Raw genomic sequence first — 23,305 nt, forward strand, 5'->3', positions numbered from 1 at the left:
GGTTCAAACAATGATGAAAGAAGTCTAATAATTAAATCAAGAGCTGAATCTTTTCAATATATAGATGTGATTCAGTTAAACTTAGCATGTTTTCATTAATTGAAAATTTAAGATAAATAAATTGCGATTAATTATTTCTATCAAAAATCTAATCTGATTAAAGTGTTTAGACCAAATAATAGAATATGTCACTTAGAATGATTGAATCAAAGAACAATAAATCTTAGAGATCATTTATTTTTAGACTGATATGTATTTGGCAAGACTTATAAATCAGCATTTAAAAAGATAGAGGTAAGCTAAACATGCTTATAGATTTAAAACGATATAAAGGGTTGCTTGTGACTGTGATGGTTCTAGGCACTATGCCTCTGACTCATGCCGAAAACTGGCAAGTCAAACTAGGAGGAAGCTTTCTCGCGCCTGCACATGATAATGGTGTCTTAGCTGGTGCTAAAGCTGATGTCAGTAATGAATTTAATGCGACGCCATCAGTTGAATATTTTTTTGGAAATTCTCCGTTTTCCGCAGAATTATTACTTGCCTTAGCACCGTTTCAGCATGATATTCAGTTAAATGGAGTGGATGCCGCCAAATTTAAACATTTACCGCCAACCCTGACTGCAAAATATCATTTTAGAAACTCCACACGTTTTACGCCTTATATTGGAGCAGGGCTTACCGTCGCGATTCCGTGGGATGAAAAATTAATTGGAAGTGATACCAAGCTCAAAGCAGATGTCACTTATGGTTATGCAGGCCAGATCGGATTTAATTTTCAACCAGCAGATGCTAAAAACTGGGGCGTGTTTGCTGACGTACGTTATGCACAGGTTGAAAGTGATGTCAAACTTGATGGGCAAAAGATTGGGCGACTGGATGTCAATCCTGTGGTTTATACTATCGGTTATAGTTATCGTTTTTGATATCAATTTAACTTGATGAAAATGCGAAGCTAAATCGCATTTTCATCGAGATTGATCTCTGCACGTTTTATTCTTGTTTATGTGTATTGGACTTTAAATTTTGAGTAAAACCATTCATATCACCGCCTTGTAAGCCTAACTCATTCATCAAGCTATCAATTAAAGGCGCCTGAGAACGATAACGCAGTGCACTGTTTACCACTTGATCAGACAAAGACGTTTGCATATTTTCCTGACCTTCGCCTAAATTTGCGCCGGTTGCGAAACCATTTAAACCATTCACCTGCAAAATTTTGATGTCATCAATATTTTCCATCGGCTTAACGCTTTCACGAATAATTTCAGGTAGATATTTCATCAACGCAAGGCGAATTTGCATTTCGACCTGTTCAGTCGATAGAACATTGGATGCTTCATTGACCGCGCGAGTACCTTCGGCATCTACTTGATATTGTTTTTCCTGAGCCTGCGCGAGTAGCATTTTGGCATCAGATTCACCTTTTGCCTTTAAGCGTAATTTTTCCGCTTCAGCCTCTGCTGCAATACGTACCGCTTCAGCATCATCAACAGCGGCTTGTTTAGAAGCTTCTGCTGCAACCGTAATAGCAATTGCATCTTTTTCAGCCGCTTGTTTTGCTGCGACTAACTCGACCGCTTTTTCACGCTCTGCACGTTGGGTTTCACGAACAGTTAATACTTCTTCTTCGGCTTTTACTGCGGCTGCGCGAGCCTGATCTGCCAACGCCTTGGCTTCAGATTCAGCACGGGACTTTTCAGCAATGGCAATCGCGCGATCTTGTTCCGCCAGTTCAATGGTTTTCTTTTGCTCAACCTGCGCTTTTTGAATCAATTGGGCTTTTAAAATATTTTCATTTTCGACATCACGAGCAGAAGCAATACGTTTGATTTCAACTTCCCGTTCAGCCGCAATTCGTGCTTCTTCTGCTTCGCGTTTTTTTGCTGCTTCTTGCGACGCAATTTCTGCAAGTTGTTCAGCACGGCGAATCGAAATCTCGCGTTCTTGTTGCAATTTTGCATACTCTTCTTCACGCAAAATCTGCAATCGCGCCTGTTCAGTTTCAAGATTTTTGGCTTTAATTGCCAAATCTGCGTCCTGTTCAATGTCATTACGCTTTTTACGACGGTCTTCAATGGTTTCAGTCAGTTTGGTCAAGCCTTCTGCATCAAATGCATTTTGCGGATTGAAAAACTTAAAGCTGGTCTGATCCAGTCCAGTCAAAGACACCGTTTCCAGTTCCAGACCATTTTTAAATAGATCTTCAGATACAACTTGCTGAACTTTTTGTACAAAATCTACGCGTTTTTCATGCAACTCTTCCATCGCCATTTCAGCGGCAACAGCACGTAAAGAATCAACGAATTTACCTTCAACCAGATCTTTGAGTTCCTGAGGAGACATAGTTTTTTTACCCAGCGTTTGGGCCGCTGTGGCAATCGATTCGGCAGTCGGTTTGACCCGTACATAAAACTCAGCCATGACATCGACACGCATACGATCACGCGTAATCAGTGCCTGATCAGCCGCACGTTTTACTTCAAGCCGCAAGGTGTTCATATTCACTGGAATAATTTCATGTAAAACAGGAAGTACGATTGCACCACCATTTAAAATGACTTTTTCACCCCCAAAGCCTGTACGCACAAAAGAAACTTCTTTGCTTGAACGTCGATAAAGACGGGCGATAATGACGCCAATAATCACAAGGGCAACAAGAATGATGCCAGCAAAAATGAGAATCTCAAAAAGAGCAGAATTAAACATATTATTGTCTCTTAATCATTTGTAAGTTGAGAAATCGCCTGAAAACCGAGTTTGGTTTTCCGAGTTAAAATAACGATTTGTCCCTGTTGAAAGCTTTCATCTTGTTCTGGTTCAACCAAGACATAATGCGTTTGTCCGAATTGATCTTTTACTTTTGCTTGAGCGGGCGAATTGGCTTGAGCAATCCCTAAAATAATTTTTGCTGGTTGCCCAATCAAATCTTCACTATAAATTGCTGTGGTTTCATCTTTTGGTATGATTTTGCTGACTAAAGCAGAAGCCCAACGTACAAAAGGCATTGACAAAAAAAGCACCGCAGGGGCAATCAGCCATACTGAAAAATAATGTTCAGTAAAGGTATAAAATGTTCCCTGTATGATAAAACCGGTCAGGGCATAAGTGGTAAGAAAAACAATTAACCAGATTAATAAAGGGATTCTGCCTAGGTATAGCCAGTCAAAAAATTGCCAGAGCATGCCTTGATCGGCATCTAAATCGACATCAGGTTGGTAATCACTTAACTGCTCTGGAAGAAATTGATCTAAAACTTGAGATGAACCTCCAATCATAAGCAAGATAAGTTCAAGTATTCCAATGGCAAAACATAAAACTAAACTAATGCTGAAAATATAATTTGAAGGATGAGTAAACAAGTCCCACAACATAAAGCGGCTCTTTATCTTATTGAAATTAAATTATTGTTATTACTGTCTTTTTACGAGTAATTTAAAAACGATAACATTTATCATTTATAAAGTCTATTCTAAGTCTATCAATTTTATTCAATTTATTTTTTAAAGGTAATTTAAATAACAAAAGCCCTCAAATAAATAATTCTAATTTTTTTTTAATAATTAGCAGACAATGCGTGAAATATATGATTTACTACTAGAGTAAATTTTAAACAAAAAAAAGCGCAATGATTGGGGTGATCATTACGCAGAACAACGAATCTGTTATAAACAGCTTCGGTTAAGGAGAAATGTCATGAAATTGGGGAAATTCATAACTTTCATGACTTATAGTAATTTTATAACTGACCAAATTCATTGGTATTCACGTTAAGTAGTGTTAAATCACGTTAATAAAGCGATTATTTTGTGAGCTGTATATCATTTAAATAATGTATTGCTATTTCTTTAAAGAATATCATTCATAAAAAAGGCTCTTAATGATAAGAGCCTTTAAATAAAACAATGATTTAATTTAGAATTTAAATAAACCTAAACCATCTTTGACTTCATCTAATGTATTTTGAGTAATGATCCGGCATTTTTCAGTACCATCTCGTAATACATCCATAATGTAATCTGGATCTTTAGCTAATTCTTCACGACGTTCACGAATTGGGCTTATTAAATCTTTCAAAATTCCTTCAAGGCGCTTTTTCACCGTACCATCACCTAAACCACCGCGACGATAATGTGCTTTTAATTCTTCAACTTCTTCTGAGTTTGGATCAAAAGCATCTAGGTAAGTAAATACAATATTGCCTTCAACCTGACCTGGATCTTCAATACGCAAATGGTTCGGGTCGGTATACATGGCATTGACGGCTTTTTTAATGTCTTTATCCGAAGCATTTAAGACAATGGTATTGCCTAGTGATTTTGACATTTTGGCCTTACCATCAAAACCCGGTAAACGTGCCATGTTCGAAAGCAGGGCTTTACATTCAGGCAATAAGTCTTGACCGATTTGGCGATTGACGCGACGAACAATTTCATTGGTCTGTTCAATCATCGGGATCTGGTCTTCACCCACAGGCACTACAGTCGCTTTAAATGCGGTAATATCAGCCGCTTGTGCCACTGGATAGCATAAGAAACCAGCGGGAATATCGCGCTCAAAGCCACGCATCTGAATTTCAGATTTGATCGTTGGATTGCGCTCCAGACGTGCGACGGTCACAAAGTTCAGATAAAGCATAGTCAATTCATTCAGTGCCGGTAAGCAAGACTGAACGCAAATTGTAGTTTTAGCAGGATCGATCCCTACTGCTAAGTAGTCCAGTGCAACTTCTAGGATATTACGGCGCACTTTATCTGGATTATCTGCATTATCTGTTAAGGCTTGAGCATCTGCCAATAATAAATGTTGATGATGGCTGTCCTGTAAACCTACACGTGAGCGTAGTGAACCTACAAAATGGCCTAAATGAAGCTGTCCAGTGGGACGGTCGCCAGTCAAAATAATTGGACGATGATCAAGATTACTCATTCTCTATTCCAAAGTAGTATGAATCTACATATCATTAAACGATTGAATAGGCGACATTGTACGGCATAATTTTTTTTAATGTCAGTCACAATAAAAAAGAAGCCTAAAAAACCTAAGGAAAATTAAATGGCGAGTAGCTTACTTTTATTATTAGATGATATTGCCACTGTGCTGGATGACGTTGCCGTCATGAGTAAAATGGCAGCAAAAAAAACAGCAGGCGTACTGGGCGATGATTTGGCTTTAAATGCTCAACAGGTCAGTGGAGTACGCGCTGATCGTGAGCTTCCTGTGGTTTGGGGCGTGGCTAAAGGCTCTTTTATTAATAAACTGATCTTAGTGCCTTTGGCCTTGCTCATTAGTGTGGTTGCGCCATGGTTGATTAATCCTTTGTTGATGATTGGTGGTTTATTCTTATGTTATGAAGGCGTTGAAAAAGTCTTGCATTCTTTACATCATAAAAAAGCAGCGACAGCGGAAGAAGCCGCAGAAAAATTGGTGAAAGATGAAACTGATTTAGTCACCTATGAAAAAGAAAAAATCAAAGGTGCTATTCGTACTGACTTTATCTTATCAGCTGAAATTGTGGTGATTTCTCTGGGGACTGTGGCAGCCGCATCTTTTATCTCTAAAGTGACGGTATTGAGTATCATCGCCATTATTATGACAGTGGGTGTATATGGTTTCGTTGCCATGATTGTCAAAATTGATGATTTAGGACTTTATTTGACGCAACAAACATCAAATGTAAAACAAAGTATTGGACGCGGTTTATTGGCATTTGCGCCGAAGTTAATGAAAACTTTAACGATTGTAGGGACGATCGCAATGTTTCTTGTTGGAGGCGGTATTATTGCGCATACCATTCCATTGTTACATCACTTTACTGAAGATACCACAGACCATCTGGAGCTGATTCCAAACGTTGGTAATATTATTGGTGCAATCACCCCGACGTTGATCAATTTCGCAGTTGGGATGATTGCTGGCGTCATCGTATTATTGGTTGTAAGCTTAATTCAAAAGCTGTGGCCTAAAAAAGTAACTTCATAGAGTTGAATGAAGTCATCATTATAATAAAAGATAAGAGGTGAATTATGCGCTGGAAAGGTCGTCGTATCAGTACCAATGTGGAGGATCGTCGTGGCGGCGGCGCTGCCAAAGCAGGCGGTATTAGTATTTTGGGTTTAATCATTGCTTTTGTGGCATGGAAGTTTTTTGGTGTTGATCCACAAATGGCTTATCAGGCGACTAAAAGCGTTACTCAACAACAGCAGGTCAGTGATCAGGCTCCTCAACAACTGACACCTGAACAGGAGGAGGCTTCTGAATTTGTGGGAACTGTACTGGCAGATACCGAAGATACATGGTCGCCCATTTTTAAACAGCTAGGCGGAACTTATACTCCCCCCAAATTGGTCATGTTTTCTGGCGCGATTCGTTCGGGCTGTGGTACAGCTCAAGCTGCAATGGGGCCGTTTTATTGTCCCGCAGATCAAAAAGTCTATATTGATACCGCTTTCTTTAAAGATATGCGTCAGCAAATGGGAATATCGGGTGAGCAAAATCAAACTGAACTTTCCCGTCAAGATCAAGCAGGCGATTTTGCACAGGCTTATGTGATAGCACATGAAGTTGGTCATCATGTGCAAAATCTGCTTGGAATCTCTTCTCAGGTACAACAAGCACAGGCGCAAGGTACTCGTACCCAAGGCAATCAGCTTTCGGTTAGATTAGAGTTACAAGCCGATTGTTTTGCAGGAATATGGGCAAACCATAATCAACAAAGAACCCAATTTTTAGAGCAGGGTGATATTGAAGAGGCGATGGATGCCGCGCAAAAAATTGGTGATGACTATTTGCAAAAACAGGCAACAGGTCAGGTGGTACCAGACAGCTTTACCCATGGTACCAGTCAGCAACGTATGCATTGGTTTCAGGTCGGACTTAAAACGGGTGATTTAAATCAGTGTAATACTTTTGAATCCAATCTCTAATAAAAAATAAAGGGCTTATCTAAGCCCTTTATTTTTAAAATTTATTCATGTTCATTGTGCTGTGGAGGTGGATAACGGAATCCGCGAGTTTTGTAAGCTAAATAGCCGACTCCAATCGCAGCCCAAATCAAACCAATTTTCAGTGCAAGTTGATCGATTTCAAGCCACATCATAAATACACTGGCAAAACCAAGTACAGGAATGACGATATAATTAAAAATATCTTTGATATTTTTGGTACGTCCATCACGCAATGCATAGCGTGAAATCACTGAGAAATTGACAAAACTAAACGCAGTTAACGCACCAAAGCTAATCAGATTGGCAATGTGTTCAAAATCAAGGAAACCTGCTGCAAGCGCCACTACCCCTACAATGATGATGTTATAGGTAGGTGTATAAAGCTTAGGACTAATATGTCCAAAGATTTTCTTGTTAATGACCCCATCACGACCCATCACATACATTAAACGTGAAACACCAGCATGGGCTGAAATCCCTGAAGCCATCACCGTGACAATCGCAAAATAAAGAATCACCGTTTGGAAAGTGATTCCACCGATTGCCAATAAAATTTCAGGCTGGGTTTCATCAATTTTCTTGAAGTAATTTGCAGGGTCACTCGGAAAGTAAATCTGCATAAAATAGGTGCTAATAATAAAGATCACCCCTGCAATTAATGCAGTCAGGAAAATGGCTTTAGGCAATACTTTTTCAGTGTCTTTGGTTTCTTCCGCCAAAGATGACAATGCATCAAAGCCCGTAAATGAGAAACACAGAATGGTTGCACCTGTGATCAGCGCACCAATAGATGTCATCTCATTCCAGAAAGGTGCGATGCTCCAGAGTTGGTATTGTGATTGATCCAGACTACCATCGGCATTCATGCCCTGAGTGAGCAGCAAATAGACTTTATACGTAAAGTAGAAAATGACGCCAATCTGGATAAAAACAATTGTACTGTTAAAACGAGCCACAAAACGAGCACCAAACAAATTGACCACAGTCATAATGATGGTTAAGCCAATGACCCAAATCCAGTTATTGACATCTGGAAACAGCGCACGCAGATAAATATCGGCCAAAATAATATTGACCAACGGAGAGAGTAAATAATCGAGCCATGATGACCAGCCCACCATAAACCCGACATTGGGATGAATGGATTTTTGTGCATAGGTATATGCTGAGCCAGCAGAAGGATAACGCCTAATCATATGTCCATAGCTGATGGACGTAAGTAGGATTGCAATTAAAGCAAAAATATATGACGTTGGTACATGTCCATGGCTATCTTGTGATACGAGACCAAACGTATCAAATACAGTCATGGGCTGAATGTATGCCAAACCGATGATAATGATGTGCCATAGCACAAGATTTTTTTGCAGTTTAGCCGCAGGTTGAGTCCCAGTGTGAGTTGTCAACGGCGTATCCTCATAATCGTTGATCAAGGATCAGTCATGTCTGTTAAGGATCGTTTGAGACGAACGATCCCCCCTATATGAAAAAGTAAAGTGCGCCAATCTATCCTAAATCGATGCCTTTTGTCAGTAACTTTGTGGATTTTTTAGCAAATTTTTTGCCAATTTGCTAAAAATTATGATGAATGAAAATCATAAAAAAAGAAAAGAGTCTGAATGACTTGAGAATTCAGACTCTTACTTAGAGTAACAACAGCGAATGCGTTTTAAATTACCATGCTTTTTGTAAAATGGCTTTTAAATCGTCAAAGTTCGCTTCTTTGGGATTATAGATAATTGAACCATCATTGAGCGCTTTTTCTGCAATCTCATCAAGCTGTGCTTCTGTCACTTTACCTGTTTCACGTAAATTACGCGGCAATTTGGTCATCATGAATAAACGGTCACGCATGGCTAAAATAGTCGCAATGGCTTTTTCAGCACGAAGATGAGCAGGGGTTTGTGCATAAATATCTGCACCCGCCAATGGCAGTAACAATTCACCGATTTTGTTGCCATTTACTTCCTTGTTGTACTCAAGCACATACGGTAAGAACAAGTTCATGCAAAGACCGTGTGGTAAGTGTGCAACTGCGCCTAACGCATGTCCAAGCGAATGTACCAAACCGACCATAGAATTAGAGAATGCAATTCCGCCCATGGTTGAAGCTTGTGCCAACTCTAAACGACCTTGTGCATCTGACGGGTTTTCGATGACATTAAACAAGTTTTCACTAATTTTTTTAATGCCCGCACTTGCATAGGCATCGCTTAACGGATTGGCGGCTAGACAAGTATAAGCTTCCACACAATGCGTCAGTGCATCCATACCTGTCATGGCAGTTAAATGTGCAGGTAAAGTTTGCGTCATACGTGGATCAAGAATCGCAGCATGCGGCATGAGATAATAAGATGCAAATGCCAGTTTTACATTCTTTTGCGTATCTGAAACCACGGCAACCATGGTGACTTCCGAACCTGTCCCAGATGTGGTTGGAATCACAAAAAATGGTTTGAGTGGTTTAGGTAAGTTATGTGCACCAGAATACTTGAGTAGATCGTTACCACCCTCAGACACTAAAATATTGGTTGCCTTTGAGGTATCAATCACTGAACCACCACCGACTGCAATAATTGCATCGCAGTTGTTGTCACGATAAAACTGGGCAGCATTACGGACGGTTTCCAGACTTGAATCTGGTGGTACATCATCAAAAATATAGCCAATTTCAGCATCAGTCGATGCAAAAGCCGTTTCAATCGGCTCAAGTAATTTATTTGCTCTTACGCCTTTATCAGTAATGATCATCGGACGTTTTGAACCTAAAGTCGCAAGTTCAAATGGAATGTGTTCTAAAGCAGCACTGCCTGCAATGACTTTAACTGGACAAAAAAATTCATAATACGGTTTAGCCATTTTATACACTCCGTTTTAAGTATGACTGTGCGACTTTCAGATAAATATTGGCTGCTTCACTGAGTTTATCTTTCAAACTAAGCTCGGTTGGATATTGTTTTACGGCGAGCGATGCCACGACTTTTGGTAAAATTAGAGATTCCATTTTATTGAGGCAGCGTACCAGTCGAATTGCACTGGAGACATCGCCATCAGCAATCATACGGTCATTTGCAAATGCCTGTGCCGTACTTTCCTGAAATGAAAATACCATAAAAGCATGGGTTAAATGCTTGAAAGTAATGGTCAAATCAGGTTTTCCCTGTTCAAGCGAAATCAGTTGCAAATTTTTATCTTCAGTCACTTTCGCAACAAATGCAGGCCCGTTAGGGAATACATTCATGGATAAAACAAAGCCTACTGGAAATTTCGCCACTTCATTTTGTATTTCTTGATCGACCTGACTTGCCATTACGAGACCACGTCCAATCACATCCATCATGAGTTTGACGTAGCCCATTTGCAATGCGGGTTTTACGGTTTTACTTGAAATCACACGTTTATCCCTTTTAACATTCTAATTTTGAGTTTTAGAGTAATTACTCTAAATAGTTTTTTGGAAAAAATAAAGTAAATTATGCAGAGGTGACTTCTACGTCACTAAAGTAATCGGTGTTGTTAAAATATTCAACTACATCTGAAGCAAGCTGTTCAAACGTTGGATAATCTTGAACAAGGTCAGATAAGCGAACCATCTCCAGCCCCGCATAACCACAAGGGTTAATGGTTTGAAAGCCAGTTAAATCACAATCAATATTTAACGCTAACCCATGATAGCTGCGTCCACGTCGGATTTTAAACCCGAGTGATCCTATTTTACGTTCGTCCACATAAACGCCCGGTGCATCAGGTTTGGCATAGGCCTTGATTGCATATTTGTTTAACAGATCGATCATCAGCTTTTCAGCAAAAGAGACCAATGTTCGTACATTCCATTTCAAGCGATTTAGATCAAACATAAAATAAATGACCATTTGACCTGGGCCATGCCAAGTGACTTGACCACCGCGATCGGACTGTACCACAGGGATATCAGTTGGAATTAAAATATGTTCGGGCTTGCCTGCTTGTCCCTGCGTGAGCACATTTGGATGTTGCAAAATCCAGAGTTGATCGGGCGTATTTTCATCCCGTTGTTCAGTCAGATTTTTCATTTCCTGAAAACGATCAGCATAAGGGGTCAAGTTTTGATATTGACGTATAGTCAAAGTTGGTTTGATTATGACGTTATTCACAAATGTCAGCCCTATGTTCAATCAAAATACTTGTTCATTATAAAGAAGTTAGTTATGAATAAAATCATGGATCACACTGATTTATATGTGATGTGTGTAAATCATGAATAAAAAGCGCTATAAAATCATTCATAAATTGGTTGAGATGGTTGAAGAGGCAACTTTTATTTGATTAAAGACCCGATCATTGATTTTAGATTCTGTTCAGCTATAAAAAACACGCCTACAGGCGTGTTTTTTATTTCTCGCTTTGTTTTAGAGTGCAGTACGAATGTGTTCACATGCAGCCAAGTCAGCATATAAGGCATGTACTTGCTCAAGCTCATCAAAACGCAATTGCGCAGTAATCGAGTGATATTTTCCAGTGCGAGATGGTTGCACTTTGAGTGAATCGCCATCAAATTCTGGAAAATGTTTTTGCAAGATGTCAATCACAGCAGTACGAAGCTCATCTCCCGCATTACCAATCAATTTGATTGGATAATCCATTGGAAAAACCCAAAGATGTTCTTGTAATTCGCGAGAAGGAGTACGGTCTAACATAACATTCTCCATATGAAATGCCTGCGAAAATGCAGGCATTGTTGTATGTATTTGAATATTAAATGGGGACAGTCACTCAAATTTCAAGTGACTGCTCATTGATTCAAATTAGTCATTTTCAAGGAACGAACGCAAGTGCTCAGAACGTGAAGGATGACGTAATTTGCGCAGCGCTTTTGCCTCAATCTGACGAATACGCTCACGGGTAACGTCAAATTGTTTACCCACTTCTTCCAAAGTATGATCGGTTGGCATATCAATACCAAAACGCATTTTTAAGACTTTGGCTTCACGTTCAGTCAGATTTTCCAGCACTTCACGAGTGGCTTCTTTCAAGCCTTCTGAAGTCGCTGCATCCACTGGTGAAGTGATGTTTGAGTCTTCAATGAAATCACCCAAATGCGAATCTTCATCATCACCAATTGGTGTTTCCATCGAAATTGGCTCTTTGGCAATTTTCAACACTTTACGAACTTTGACTTCGTCCATTTCCAGACGTTCGCCTAATTCTTCTGGTGTCGGTTCACGGCCCATTTCTTGTAATAACTGACGTGATACACGATTGATTTTGTTAATGGTTTCAATCATGTGGACAGGAATACGAATGGTACGCGCCTGATCCGCAATCGAACGGGTAATCGCCTGACGAATCCACCATGTTGCATAAGTTGAGAACTTATAACCACGACGGTATTCAAACTTATCCACTGCTTTCATCAAGCCGATGTTACCTTCCTGAATCAAATCAAGGAACTGTAAACCACGGTTGGTATATTTCTTGGCAATCGAAATCACCAGACGCAAATTAGCTTCCACCATTTCTTTTTTGGCACGACGAGCTTTCGCTTCACCAACTGCCATGCGTTTGGAAATATCTTTGATCTCACGGACATGAAGATCGAGATCTTTTTCGATATCGGCAATTTTTTGCTGGAATGCCAAGACATCAGGACGAACTTTTTCTAAGTACGAACGCATTTCAGCAGGGGCTTTTGCAATCTGTTCATCGAACCATGCTGGATTAGATTCCTGACCAGGAAAGCTGGTACGGAACTGATTACGATCCATACGACCACGACGCACTGCATAACGCATGATTTCACGTTCGTTGGCACGGATTTGTTCGTGTGTACCGCGGATCATTTCTGAAATAATATCAAATAGACGTGGCGTAAATTTGAACATCATAAACACAGATGCAAGTGATTCTAAAGCTTCATTGGCTTGTTCACTGCTACGGCCATGTTGTTCAATCACCGCTTTGGTGTTATTCCACGCAGCTTCTAATTCTTCAAAACGAACTTTCGCAACTTCTGGGTCTGGACCAGATTCACCTTCAGAATCATCATCACCTTCAGATTCTTCTTCTTCGTCATCATCATCCAGTTTCACCTCTTTAGTGGTCTTAGATGAAGATTCTTCGTCTTCCTCCAGTTCAGCTTCTTCTTCAAGCACTTCTGGAATGTCTTCATCGGTTTCAGGATCGAGATAACCTGAAAGAATATCGGCAAGACGACGTTCACCAGTTAAAAAGTCATTATATTCTTGTAATACAACTTCAACAGCATTTGGCCAATAAGCGATTGAGTGCAACACATCGCGGATACCTTCCTCGATACGTTTTGCAATGCTGATTTCACCTTCACGAGTCAGGAGCTCAACTGTTCCCATCTCACGCATGTACATACGCACCGGGTCAGTCGTACGCCCAGGCTCACTTTCAACCGATGCCAATACCGCAGCCGCTTCTTCTTCTGCAACTTCATCAGCAGCTTCAGTGGATTCGCCAAACATTGCATCATCAGATTCAGGCGCACGTTCATGCACAGGAATACCAACGTCCTGAAGCATCTGAATGATGTCTTCAATCTGTTCGCTTTCGGTTATTGAGTCTGGGAGATGATCGTTGACCTCAGCGTAGGTTAAGTAACCTTGTTCTTTGCCTCGGCTAATCAGAGCCGCTACTTGGGAAGTAGGGGAATGCATATCGCTCATCTTTGCTTACTCTTCGTTGAATCTGTGGCAGTAAAAAACCGTGCATGATAGCACAATTCGCTCTAAATGTTTTCGATTTGATCGCTTACATCTGAATTAAAAAATATATTTGATTTCACAGCTATTTTTTGAATATTGGGTTGGAATTGTTTTTTTCAAGTTATGTCATCCTAAATTTTTCATCAAGAATTATCGATAGACGTTAGCAAGAGTTTTATCAATATACAAATTTTTTGATGAAAAAAGATACAAATAATCCGCTAAAGTCGAAAAAAATAAAAAAAACTTGACATGCCCGATTAGGCAAGATAAATAGCGCCTAGACCTATTCACATTTTTTCACTACGAGGTAGTTTTAGTGTCTTCTACAGATTTTGAATTAGATGATAGCTACGGTGATGATGATGATGTTAGTTTTGATGAAGCATCAGGCAAAATCAGTGCAAAAGAGTCATTGGAAAAGCGACGTTTAATTGATGATCTTTTGGCACAACGTCGTTTAGAGCGTGAGTTAAAAGACTTTGATTATGACTTTGATGACGATGATCTGGATGACGAAGACTAATACAATCAGACACCGCATAGCGAACTGAAAATGTTATGCTATATGCTATTTATTGATAACACTGGATAAACAATGAGTACCTTGGATTTAGATCAATTAAGTGATTATCTTGATGGTGACCAAAATGAACATGGTCTGGATTTTGCGGCCACTCATGGTTTTCTGTGTGCGATTGCAGTTGGCCCGCAGTTTGATCGCTGGTTAGATGAGTTATTTGAAAGCAATCAGAAAAAAGTTCCTGCTGCGATTATTGAACAAATTAAACTTTGGCTAGATTCGATTCGTCAAAACTTGGCCAATGAAGAAGGGATTGAGTTTCCTTTTGAAATTGAAGAAGCAGACGTGGATTCAAGTTTAGGCGACTGGAGCGTCGGTTTTGTCGATGCAATGTTCCTAAATGAAGAAGCATGGTTTGCACCAGAATATGAAGAACAATTAGTTGATTTGACTTTGCCAATCATGGTGTTTAGTGGCATTGATGAGGAAGACCCACAAATGGAATCTTTCCGTCGTAATGGTCAGTTAATGGACGAATTGGCCGAAGAAATCCCAGATAATTTAAATGAATTGTATCTGATGTATCACACGCCTAATTAAATGTTCACTTTACGAAGCGAAGCAAAGCAATAATAAAAACACCTCAAACTGAGGTGTTTTTTATGCTTATATTTTCGTGCGAAGTAACCAGACTTTACTGCGAGGATGATCTCCTTTATTTTTTTGCGCATCCACATATTGTTCTGTTAAACATTTGATGTCATAAACATGATGATAAAGCTGATGAATCTCGGCAGATTCAACGGAAAACGGAGGCCCTTCAAAGCTGCCCTGATCATATTCATAACTAATCAGAAATTGAGGTGCCACCTGACTGATCTGAATCAGGTGTTGTGCATATTGTTGTCTCATTTCATAAGGCAAGGCAATCAGCGCAGCACGATCATAAATCGCGTCGACTTGTCCCAATTGTTTGTGAGTCAGATCAAAAAAGTCACCGATGAAAATATCGATTTGTGGATGTGAATAATGAATCAAATTATTTTGTTCTGACATTTCAAAATCAAATCCAAAATCTGTGCTGAGTTGTTCAATTAAAGCAACCACTGCAATTTGGCTGAGTTCAACTGCAATCACACGAAAGCCTTGTTGGAGCAACCAACGAATATCGAGTGTTTTACCACTTAAAGGCACAAAAACACGTGAATTAGGCTTTAAATTTAATCCATTAAAATATGAAACCATGAGCGGACTTGGCATAAATTGGTGAAATCCGATTCGATTTTCCTGCCAGCGCTGGTGCCAAAATTCGTGTTGCATAGTTACCTCGGTTTAATTTTATAAAATTTACGATAGAGCCACCATGCACAAAAGCATAAGGTAATCGCTAAAATGATATAGCCAACGCGGTGCATAATCGTAAACATCAGTTCTTGATTTTCACCAAAATAAAAACCGATGCAGGCTAAAAATGTGGTCCAGATAATGGTACCTAAACTGCTATACAGCATGAACTTGCTAAAAGGCATTTGACTCATGCCGGCAGGAATACTAATTAAAGAGCGAACCGCAGGAATCATTCGCCCCCAAAACACGATACGATGTCCATATCGTTCAAACCAATTCAGCGCTTTCTCTAAATCTTTTTGAGTGAATAAATAAGTATCTCCCGTAACGATCGACCCATCTAAACAGTGCTTTTTTTGGGATTTTACGACCAATGGCATACAAAACGGCAGCAGCCAATATCGACCCTATACTGCCTGCAATAATCACCCCGACGATCTGAAGCTGCCCACGAGATGCAGTATAGCCCGCGCTCGGCATAATCACTTCTGAGGGGATGGGAGGAAAAACATTATCCAGAAACATCAAAAAAGCGATGCCGAAATAGCCCAGACTCTCAATGATCTGGATGATCCAATTGTCCATAAATATATATTGGTAAATACATTGATATTAAAGATTAAGTCTCTGTTTTTAAATCTTTCTTATGTAAATAAGCGTATGTAATTTTTTCTATACATTTCCCTACATAATCAGGCATGTAACTTAAAGCAGCATCGCTTAGGATGGAATGATGATAATAAAAGGATCAGGCTATGCAACTTGGCATTACCATGTTCGGAGATTCGCGTTTTGATTTGGCGACCAATCAAATTCAGTCTCCTGAAATTCGGATGAAAGAAATTATTGAAGAAATTAAATTGATGGATGAGGTGGGGCTCGATTATTTTGGCATTGGTGAACATCATCGGGCGGATTATGTGGTTGCAGCGCCCGAAATTATTTTGGCGGCAGCAGCAACTCAAACCCAACATATTATTTTGGCAAGTTCAGTTTCGGTGATCAGTTCTGCTGATCCTGTAAAGCTCTTTCAGGATTTTGCCATGATTGATCTGTTATCTGATGGACGTGCCGAAATTATGGCTGGACGTGGCTCATTTACCGAATCATTTCCCTTGTTCGGTTATGACCTCGATCAATACAATGAAATTTTTGAAGAAAAACTCGATTTATTATTAAAAATTAATGCGAATGATCCGATTACTTGGAAAGGTAAATTTCGTCCAGAACTCAACAATCAGGAAATTTATCCACGGCCCAAACATGGAAAATTACCGATTTGGATCGCTGTCGGAGGCACCCCGCAGTCTGTCGAACGTGCTGCACGTTTAGGTTTACCTGTCATGTTTGCGATTATTGGTGGTCATTATCATAACTTCAAGGCTTTATTTGATTATTACCGACAAGCGTATCAGGCCTATGGTCACGATATGCAGAATTTTCAGGTCGGCGTACACATGCATGCTTTTTTTGTCGATGATAGCCAGCAACTCATGAACATTCATTATCCCACTTACGCCGCACAAATGAATCGTGTAGGCGCGACACGCGGTTGGCCCAGTTATAAACCCAAACAATACGAGCAGGGACGTAGTCAGGCAGGTCACCTGATCGTAGGTGATACAGCCTATGCGGTGGATAAGATTATTGAAGTCATTGAGACTTTTGGGCTGACTCGATTTGCGGCTCATCTAGATACTGGAGCGATGGAGCATCAGCATATGATGCGCGCTATTGAAATTTATGGAACAAAAATAGCACCAGAAGTGAGAAAAGCGGTGAATAAATCCGTTTGAAAAAGGATGCATCATCAACAAAAAAGTGAGGCAGGGACATGACACCGATCAAAATTAGGCAAGCGACTCAGCAAGACAAAGACTGGATGATTGAGCTATACCACCATAATTCAAAACAACAGCTTCATCAAAATGGACGAAATCTGGATGCGGGTTTTGTACAGGACAATCCACATTTTAATCAATTAACGCAACACTGGATTGAGCTATCGGCTATTTCTGTGGCTGAAATAGAAGAGCAAGCTGCTGGTTTTTTAGTGATACAACGTGAAATTGAGTCTGAAAGCCCAGAGATTTTGGCGTATATCCAAGAACATGCCAATATTTTAATTTTACAGGAAACCCCTTTGGCAGATTTACGCTATGCAGCTTATGGTCCGATTTTGGTCGATGATCAGTTTCGTGGCAAAGGCGTTGCCAAAACCTTACATGATCAAGCCTTAAAAGAACTAAAAGCTCAAGGATTCGATGCCATTGTGGCTTTTATTGATGCGGATAATCCTATTTCGCTTAAAATTCATGATGCTTTGGGCATGCAAGTTTTAGATAAAGTGGTTTTGGCTTCGGGACAATTTTTTATCTTAGGGCAAATGGCGTAAAACCATAAAAAAGCCGAAATACGAATTTCGGCTTAAATCTATTCGTGAATGCATAGAAATCTTAAAGGCGTTTACGTTTTGCTGCGGCAATTTGTGACTGACGCATACGAAAACCTTCTTTTTGTTTCTCAGAAGTTTTGTCGATACAGTACACGCATGACACGCCATGTTCATAACTTGGTAAAGCTGATTCTTCAGGGGTTAAAGGCCAGCCACAGGCATGACATTTGATATTCTGACCTTCTTCCACGCCATGTGTCACCGCAGTACGACCATCAAATACAAAACATTCGCCTTCCCATAAACTTTCATCGGCAGGTGTTTCTTCCAGATATTTTAAAATACCGCCTTTGAGATGATAAACCTCGTTAAAACCTTCTTGCAAAAGTAAAGAAGTTGATTTTTCACAGCGAATTCCGCCCGTACAAAACATGGCAATTTTTTTGTCTTTGTGCTGTTCCAGATTTTGTCTGACATATTCTGGAAATTCACGAAAAGTTTCAGTTTTTGGATCAATCGCGCCTTTAAATGTTCCCGCTTTATATTCATAATCATTACGGGTATCGACTAAGATCACATCGTCACGGCTAATCAGTTCGTTCCATTCTTTGGGATCAAGATAATGGCCGACTAAATCACGTGGTTTGACCTCAACACCCAAGGTCACAATTTCTTGTTTAAGTTTGATCTTCATTTTACGAAACGGTTTTTCAGAGCTTAGTGACTCTTTGTATTCCATCGCCTGAAAACCTTCATTCAATAAAAACTGACGAATCGTATCGATGGCCTGACGATCACCCGCAACCGTACCGTTAATTCCCTCACTTGCAACGATTAGAGTTCCACATAGATTAATGGTTTTGACTAGATCCAGAAGACGTTGCTGTAAATCGGCAGCATCATTAACTTCTTTAAATTGATATAGCGCGGCAACAACCCAATCAGTGGTCGCTTGCTGTTCTACAGGTGCAAGCTGTTCTACAGTAGCGTTCATGGAAAACTCCAAAAGATGAGAGAAAAATTCTGGCGCGTATTTTAGCGCGAAATATAGAATTAGGCGAGAAAGTAATACATTTCATAGGGATTATTTCAAAATCTAAAAAAGTATTTAGCTCATCATAAAATCTTTCTGATTACAGTGAGATATCAGCGGTGTGAAGATATACATCAAATAACTGTCGTATTTCTATTCAAAATACCAAGTATTGTGGTTAAAATTTCATTGCATACAAGATATAGTATAAGCAGATGACCTAGAATAAACGAAGCTCCATTTGATTGGGGCTTTACGCAGAGAGACAAATTTTGAGTAATGATCGCCGCATCCCCACAATAACCCCATGTGCAGGACGTTGTTCGACCACGTTCGGGGACAACGTATGTCGTGGCTGTCGGCGTTTTAATCATGAAATTATTCGTTGGAATACCTTCACTCCCGAACAGCAGCTGACGATATGGAAACGCTTGGATTCGCAATTGGATCAAATTTTGATTCCGATGTTGCCAAATGCCAATTTAATTGTGGTGATACAATTTTTAGAGTTAAAGCGTGTTCGTGTACTTGAACATGCTACAACTGGACGTAAGCTTTATCATGCACTGAAATTATGTGAAAAAAATAAGCATCTGGCTGATGAAAGTGGACTAGTAATTACGAGTGATCAGGTTAAACCGTTATGGCTGGAGTTTGAAAGACGAATTCTGTCATTAGCACAGGCCAGTTATGATTTTGCATGGTTACGTGCAGACGGGATGCGGACTCATTTTTTGAAAATAGTTGAAGAGTCCTAAAAAGCCCCTAATAAGGGGCTTGAAGTCTTAAATATGATGTTCCATTCGATATTGAACTAACTCTTCAATAGTGATCACAGTAAGGTGATGGGTCTGAGCATAAGCTAAGACTTGAATGCCCGATGCCATTGTTCCATCGGGATTTGTTAACTCACATAGCACTCCAGATGGTTTTAATCCTGCAAGTCGAGCAAGGTCAATCGTGGCTTCTGTATGACCACGTCGGCTTAAAATGCCACCATTACGCGCACGTAAAGGAAATACATGGCCAGGACGATTGAGGTCACTGGCAACAGCTCCATCTTTAATCGCGGTATGAATTGTAGTGACGCGATCCTGTGCAGATACACCCGTAGTTACGCTTTGAGCCGCTTCAATCGTCACAGTAAATGCAGTATGAAACTGACTTGAGTTATTTTGTACCATTGGCGGTAAGTCTAAATGGTCGGCAAGCTGTTCCGTTAAGCAAAAACAGACAATTCCAGAACCATCACGGATCATGCGTGCCATGGTGTCTACATTTAATGTTTCTGCGGCAATGATCAGATCTGCTTCATTTTCGCGGTCAAAATCGTCCATCACCAAAACAGGTTTGCCTTGACGTATATCTTCTAAGGCTTGTTGAATTCTTTGTTCGGCAGGGGATAGAGCTGAAAAGAAAATTTCAGGTTGAATTAAACTAGACATGTGAAATGCTCTCGTAAAGTTACGGTTAAACATTTCAGGACTGATGCAGAAATAGGGTCGTGACAATAGAACAGAAATGTTCTACTGTGAAACGTCGTCTTCTTTCATCCGGACTATACCGTCGGCTTTGGATTTGCACCAAATCTGCGTTTGACCAGATACAGCCAAGCGCTCGCGGGCTTACTCATGTTGAGTTTACCGCCGGTGGGGAATTACGCCCCGCCCTGAAGCGATGTTCAATAATTATAGTCTTTTTCAACTAAAAAACGAGTACTTTTTTAGAACAATAGGTTCAAAGCTTATTTCAAATAGGCATAAAAAAGCCCGCAAATGCGAGCTTTTTATTCATTTCTAATTTTTAAGCCACTTGCACTGGGATACAGTTTGCAGTGTGATTTACAGTGTTATCTGGATTCGCATAAACTAAACGTGGTTTATGGGCATTTGCTTCGGCTTCAGTAAAGTCCCCAAATGTTGCAATAATCACAAGATCACCCACATCAGCCTGATGTGCTGCGCCGCCATTGACTGAAATAATACCCGAATTGTCTTCACCACGAATCGCATAAGTCGCAAAACGTTTACCGTTGGTGACGTTCCAGACATGAATTTCTTCGTATTCGCGAATTCCTGCTAAATCCATTAATACGCCGTCAATTGCACAAGAACCTTCGTAGTGAAGTTCGGCATGCGTAACCACTGCACGGTGAATTTTGCATTTTAATAAACGAGATAGCATGGCTAGCGTCTCCTGAGTTGACCTAAGCGTATGATCTTATGGTTGAAACCTAATCTGACTTTTTGAGTCGGCATTTGCATGCGCATTTTGCTCTTAAAAGATGCGTATGGCAAGCAGCAATATTCGACAAATCATATTAATTGGGTTTATAGGCGTTGATTTGATTCATTGCCTGTGAAATTTGTCCATCGACCATCAATTTCACTTTGCTTAATGCATGATGAATTGCATCATCCATCAATTGTTGTTCATCTTTAGGGGCTTTACCCAGTACATGTCCTGAAACACGTTCTTTCGAACCAGGATGACCAATACCAATGCGTAAGCGATGGAAATTTGAACCAATATGCGGAACAATGTCACGCAGACCATTGTGACCACCATGACCACCACCACTTTTTAGGCGAATGACACCAGGATTCATATCCAATTCGTCATGAGCAATTAAAATGGATTCGGGGGCAATTTGATAGAATTTGGCAAAGGGAACAACACTTTGACCAGAGCGGTTCATGAATGTGGTTGGAATCAATAGACGGACATCATGTCCTTGTATTGTACCACGCCCAGTATAACCGTTAAATTTTGGATCTTTTTTGAGGGTAATACCATATTGATCTGCAAGTTGTTCAACAAACCAGAAACCTGCATTATGGCGGGTTTGAGCATATTCCGCACCGGGATTGCCCAAACCAACAATTAGCGAAATATTTGACACTAATTTACGCTCAACACAACTTACGCGCGTTTAAAGTCTGCGTGCATTGGTGTGTTTTTAGCAGGATGACGTTGCAACGCTTGGATTTTAACGTTTTCAACTTTGTCACCAATTTTGATTTCAACAACTTCTTCAAAGAATGAATTGTTTTCTAACGCTTTAACAAGTTCACGAAGTTCTAAAGTGACTGTTACAGGCTCTGCATTACCACCATAGATGATAGCAGGAATTAATGCTTCACGACGAAGGCGGCGGCTCGCACCTTTCCCTTGTTTGTCGTCAGCACGCGCTTGAGCGTTTAATACGAAATTTGCCATGAGTAAATCCTCATTAAGGTTTAAATAAACTAAACTTGCGACCAGTTTAGTGATAGAAAACCCCAGCCAAAGCTAGGGTTTAGAAAAAAAAGCTGCGCTATTATAGATAACTATCGAACATTGCGCTAATAGATTCTTCGTTATTAATACGACGAATTGTTTCAGCAACCATGCCCGCAACTGAGACTTGACGAATCTTGCCTAAGTTCTGCGCTTCTACAGAAAGAGGAATGGTATCTGTCACAACCAGTTCATCAATCACAGAATTTGTAAGGTTTTCAATCGCTTTACCTGAAAGAACAGGGTGAGTGGCGTATGCAATCACACGGCGCGCACCAAATTGCTTAAGTGCATCGGCTGCTTTACACAATGTACCTGCTGTATCGACCATGTCATCAACAATGACGCAATCACGGTCTTTTACATCACCAATCAAATGCATCACTTGCGATTCATTGGCTTTTTGACGACGTTTATCGATAATTGCTAAGTCAATGTCACCCATTTGCTTGGCTACGGCGCGCGCACGAACAACACCACCAACATCTGGCGAAACGACCATTAAGTTGTGATGCTGTTGTTGACGTAAGTCAGCAAGCAATGCAGGAGTACCATAAATGTTATCGACAGGAATATCAAAGAAGCCCTGAATTTGGTCAGCATGTAAGTCAATCATTACCACACGGTCAATGCCAACTGTAGTTAACATATCTGCAACGACTTTTGCAGTAATGGGTACACGCGTTGAACGTGGACGACGGTCTTGACGAGCATAACCAAAATATGGAATCACAGCCGTAATACGTCCCGCACTGGCACGACGCAAGGCATCTGCCATCACCAGAATTTCCATCAGGTTATCGTTGGTGGGTGCACAGGTAGGCTGAACAATGAAAACGTCTTTGCCACGCACATTTTCAGTAATTTCGACAGTGATTTCACCATCAGAAAATTTACCTACAGCAGCGGCTCCCAGAGGGATGTGCAAATGACTAACGACTTTTTGAGCAAATTGTGGATGAGCAGTTCCACTAAAAACGACAAGATTGGGCATGAAGCACCTGAGCGAGGATTACGTGAAGCAACGCTTCACCCGAGCGCAAGGGAAAAAAGCATGATTTTCCAAAGGGG

General features: G+C 40.3%; 24 protein-coding genes, 1 pseudogene and 1 riboswitch. Of the genes and pseudogenes, 8 read left to right on the plus strand and 17 right to left on the minus strand.

Annotated elements, in window-relative coordinates:
* Positions 1-305: 305 nt before the first annotated feature.
* Positions 306-926 (plus strand): OmpW/AlkL family protein, encoded by a 621-nt coding sequence (locus tag I6L31_RS14440; RefSeq protein ID WP_005003026.1) that lies wholly within the window; start codon positions 306-308, stop codon positions 924-926.
* A 67-nt stretch (positions 927-993) separates the two neighbouring features.
* On the opposite strand, the gene I6L31_RS14445 is transcribed toward I6L31_RS14440, so the two are convergent.
* From I6L31_RS14445 to trpS, 3 genes are all read right to left on the minus strand, one after another.
* On the minus strand, positions 994-2,709 hold the full coding sequence (locus I6L31_RS14445) for a flotillin family protein (protein WP_005003027.1): 1,716 nt from the start codon (positions 2,707-2,709) through the stop codon (positions 994-996).
* Between the two features lie 11 nt (positions 2,710-2,720).
* On the minus strand, positions 2,721-3,374 hold the full coding sequence (locus tag I6L31_RS14450) for a YqiJ family protein (RefSeq protein ID WP_004990677.1): 654 nt from the start codon (positions 3,372-3,374) through the stop codon (positions 2,721-2,723).
* A 541-nt stretch (positions 3,375-3,915) separates the two neighbouring features.
* Entirely contained in the window at positions 3,916-4,929 is a 1,014-nt protein-coding gene (gene trpS, locus I6L31_RS14455) for a tryptophan--tRNA ligase (RefSeq protein ID WP_005003030.1), read from the minus strand.
* A 126-nt stretch (positions 4,930-5,055) separates the two neighbouring features.
* Between trpS and I6L31_RS14460 the strand changes: the two genes are divergently transcribed.
* Together I6L31_RS14460 and ypfJ are read left to right on the plus strand one after the other, a co-directional pair.
* Positions 5,056-5,982, plus strand: coding sequence for a DUF808 domain-containing protein (locus I6L31_RS14460; protein WP_005003031.1), 927 nt, complete (start codon positions 5,056-5,058; stop codon positions 5,980-5,982).
* Between the two features lie 44 nt (positions 5,983-6,026).
* Positions 6,027-6,926: a KPN_02809 family neutral zinc metallopeptidase gene (gene ypfJ, locus I6L31_RS14465; RefSeq protein ID WP_005003033.1), complete on the plus strand. Its 900-nt coding sequence runs from the start codon at positions 6,027-6,029 to the stop codon at positions 6,924-6,926.
* Between the two features lie 41 nt (positions 6,927-6,967).
* On the opposite strand, the gene I6L31_RS14470 is transcribed toward ypfJ, so the two are convergent.
* From I6L31_RS14470 to rpoD, 6 genes are all read right to left on the minus strand, one after another.
* Entirely contained in the window at positions 6,968-8,353 is a 1,386-nt protein-coding gene (locus tag I6L31_RS14470; protein ID WP_004990667.1) for an APC family permease, read from the minus strand.
* A gap of 268 nt (positions 8,354-8,621) precedes the next feature.
* Positions 8,622-9,806 (minus strand): iron-containing alcohol dehydrogenase, encoded by a 1,185-nt coding sequence (locus I6L31_RS14475; protein WP_005003035.1) that lies wholly within the window; start codon positions 9,804-9,806, stop codon positions 8,622-8,624.
* Between the two features lies 1 nt (position 9,807).
* Positions 9,808-10,341 (minus strand): hypothetical protein, encoded by a 534-nt coding sequence (locus I6L31_RS14480; protein WP_005003038.1) that lies wholly within the window; start codon positions 10,339-10,341, stop codon positions 9,808-9,810.
* 79 nt (positions 10,342-10,420) lie between these two features.
* Positions 10,421-11,080 (minus strand): lipoyl(octanoyl) transferase LipB, encoded by a 660-nt coding sequence (gene lipB, locus I6L31_RS14485; RefSeq protein WP_005003040.1) that lies wholly within the window; start codon positions 11,078-11,080, stop codon positions 10,421-10,423.
* Positions 11,081-11,335: 255 nt separating this feature from the next.
* On the minus strand, positions 11,336-11,623 hold the full coding sequence (locus I6L31_RS14490; protein ID WP_004990660.1) for a YbeD family protein: 288 nt from the start codon (positions 11,621-11,623) through the stop codon (positions 11,336-11,338).
* A 108-nt stretch (positions 11,624-11,731) separates the two neighbouring features.
* Entirely contained in the window at positions 11,732-13,618 is a 1,887-nt protein-coding gene (gene rpoD, locus I6L31_RS14495) for an RNA polymerase sigma factor RpoD (RefSeq protein WP_004990659.1), read from the minus strand.
* Between the two features lie 358 nt (positions 13,619-13,976).
* On the opposite strand from rpoD, the gene I6L31_RS14500 reads away from it, so the two are divergent.
* Together I6L31_RS14500 and I6L31_RS14505 are read left to right on the plus strand one after the other, a co-directional pair.
* Positions 13,977-14,183, plus strand: coding sequence for a PA3496 family putative envelope integrity protein (locus I6L31_RS14500; protein ID WP_004990657.1), 207 nt, complete (start codon positions 13,977-13,979; stop codon positions 14,181-14,183).
* A 72-nt stretch (positions 14,184-14,255) separates the two neighbouring features.
* On the plus strand, positions 14,256-14,780 hold the full coding sequence (locus I6L31_RS14505; RefSeq protein ID WP_004990656.1) for a YecA/YgfB family protein: 525 nt from the start codon (positions 14,256-14,258) through the stop codon (positions 14,778-14,780).
* Between the two features lie 66 nt (positions 14,781-14,846).
* Here I6L31_RS14505 and tmpT read toward each other — a convergent pair whose 3' ends face one another.
* Together tmpT and I6L31_RS14515 are read right to left on the minus strand one after the other, a co-directional pair.
* Positions 14,847-15,500 carry a thiopurine S-methyltransferase gene (tmpT, locus tag I6L31_RS14510; RefSeq protein WP_005003045.1) on the minus strand — a complete coding sequence of 218 codons (654 nt, stop codon included), beginning with the start codon at positions 15,498-15,500 and terminating at the stop codon, positions 14,847-14,849.
* 2 nt (positions 15,501-15,502) lie between these two features.
* Positions 15,503-16,112 (minus strand): annotated as a pseudogene (locus tag I6L31_RS14515) (DedA family protein).
* 170 nt (positions 16,113-16,282) lie between these two features.
* On the opposite strand from I6L31_RS14515, the gene I6L31_RS14520 reads away from it, so the two are divergent.
* Together I6L31_RS14520 and I6L31_RS14525 are read left to right on the plus strand one after the other, a co-directional pair.
* Positions 16,283-17,323 carry an Atu2307/SP_0267 family LLM class monooxygenase gene (locus I6L31_RS14520; protein ID WP_005003049.1) on the plus strand — a complete coding sequence of 347 codons (1,041 nt, stop codon included), beginning with the start codon at positions 16,283-16,285 and terminating at the stop codon, positions 17,321-17,323.
* A gap of 38 nt (positions 17,324-17,361) precedes the next feature.
* Entirely contained in the window at positions 17,362-17,922 is a 561-nt protein-coding gene (locus I6L31_RS14525; protein WP_005003051.1) for a GNAT family N-acetyltransferase, read from the plus strand.
* Between the two features lie 61 nt (positions 17,923-17,983).
* Here I6L31_RS14525 and trhO read toward each other — a convergent pair whose 3' ends face one another.
* Positions 17,984-18,916, minus strand: coding sequence for an oxygen-dependent tRNA uridine(34) hydroxylase TrhO (trhO, locus tag I6L31_RS14530; RefSeq protein ID WP_005003053.1), 933 nt, complete (start codon positions 18,914-18,916; stop codon positions 17,984-17,986).
* 311 nt (positions 18,917-19,227) lie between these two features.
* On the opposite strand from trhO, the gene I6L31_RS14535 reads away from it, so the two are divergent.
* The gene (locus I6L31_RS14535) at positions 19,228-19,713 is read left to right on the plus strand and encodes a DUF1289 domain-containing protein (RefSeq protein WP_005003055.1); all 486 of its coding nucleotides are present in this window, start codon (positions 19,228-19,230) and stop codon (positions 19,711-19,713) included.
* A gap of 27 nt (positions 19,714-19,740) precedes the next feature.
* Here I6L31_RS14535 and ribB read toward each other — a convergent pair whose 3' ends face one another.
* From ribB to I6L31_RS14560, 5 genes are all read right to left on the minus strand, one after another.
* Positions 19,741-20,400 carry a 3,4-dihydroxy-2-butanone-4-phosphate synthase gene (gene ribB, locus I6L31_RS14540; protein ID WP_005003056.1) on the minus strand — a complete coding sequence of 220 codons (660 nt, stop codon included), beginning with the start codon at positions 20,398-20,400 and terminating at the stop codon, positions 19,741-19,743.
* A 92-nt stretch (positions 20,401-20,492) separates the two neighbouring features.
* Positions 20,493-20,635: riboswitch (FMN riboswitch) on the minus strand.
* A 123-nt stretch (positions 20,636-20,758) separates the two neighbouring features.
* Positions 20,759-21,139, minus strand: coding sequence for an aspartate 1-decarboxylase (panD, locus tag I6L31_RS14545; RefSeq protein WP_004990637.1), 381 nt, complete (start codon positions 21,137-21,139; stop codon positions 20,759-20,761).
* Between the two features lie 136 nt (positions 21,140-21,275).
* Positions 21,276-21,857 (minus strand): aminoacyl-tRNA hydrolase, encoded by a 582-nt coding sequence (gene pth, locus I6L31_RS14550; protein WP_004996304.1) that lies wholly within the window; start codon positions 21,855-21,857, stop codon positions 21,276-21,278.
* Positions 21,858-21,877: 20 nt separating this feature from the next.
* Entirely contained in the window at positions 21,878-22,174 is a 297-nt protein-coding gene (gene rplY, locus I6L31_RS14555; RefSeq protein WP_004990631.1) for a 50S ribosomal protein L25, read from the minus strand.
* Between the two features lie 100 nt (positions 22,175-22,274).
* Positions 22,275-23,228, minus strand: a complete 954-nt coding sequence (locus I6L31_RS14560) for a ribose-phosphate pyrophosphokinase (RefSeq protein WP_004990629.1) — start codon at positions 23,226-23,228, stop codon at positions 22,275-22,277.
* Positions 23,229-23,305 lie beyond the last annotated feature (77 nt).

Origin of the sequence: Acinetobacter septicus (assembly GCF_019355975.1) — a bacterium.
GTDB lineage: Bacteria > Pseudomonadota > Gammaproteobacteria > Pseudomonadales > Moraxellaceae > Acinetobacter > Acinetobacter ursingii.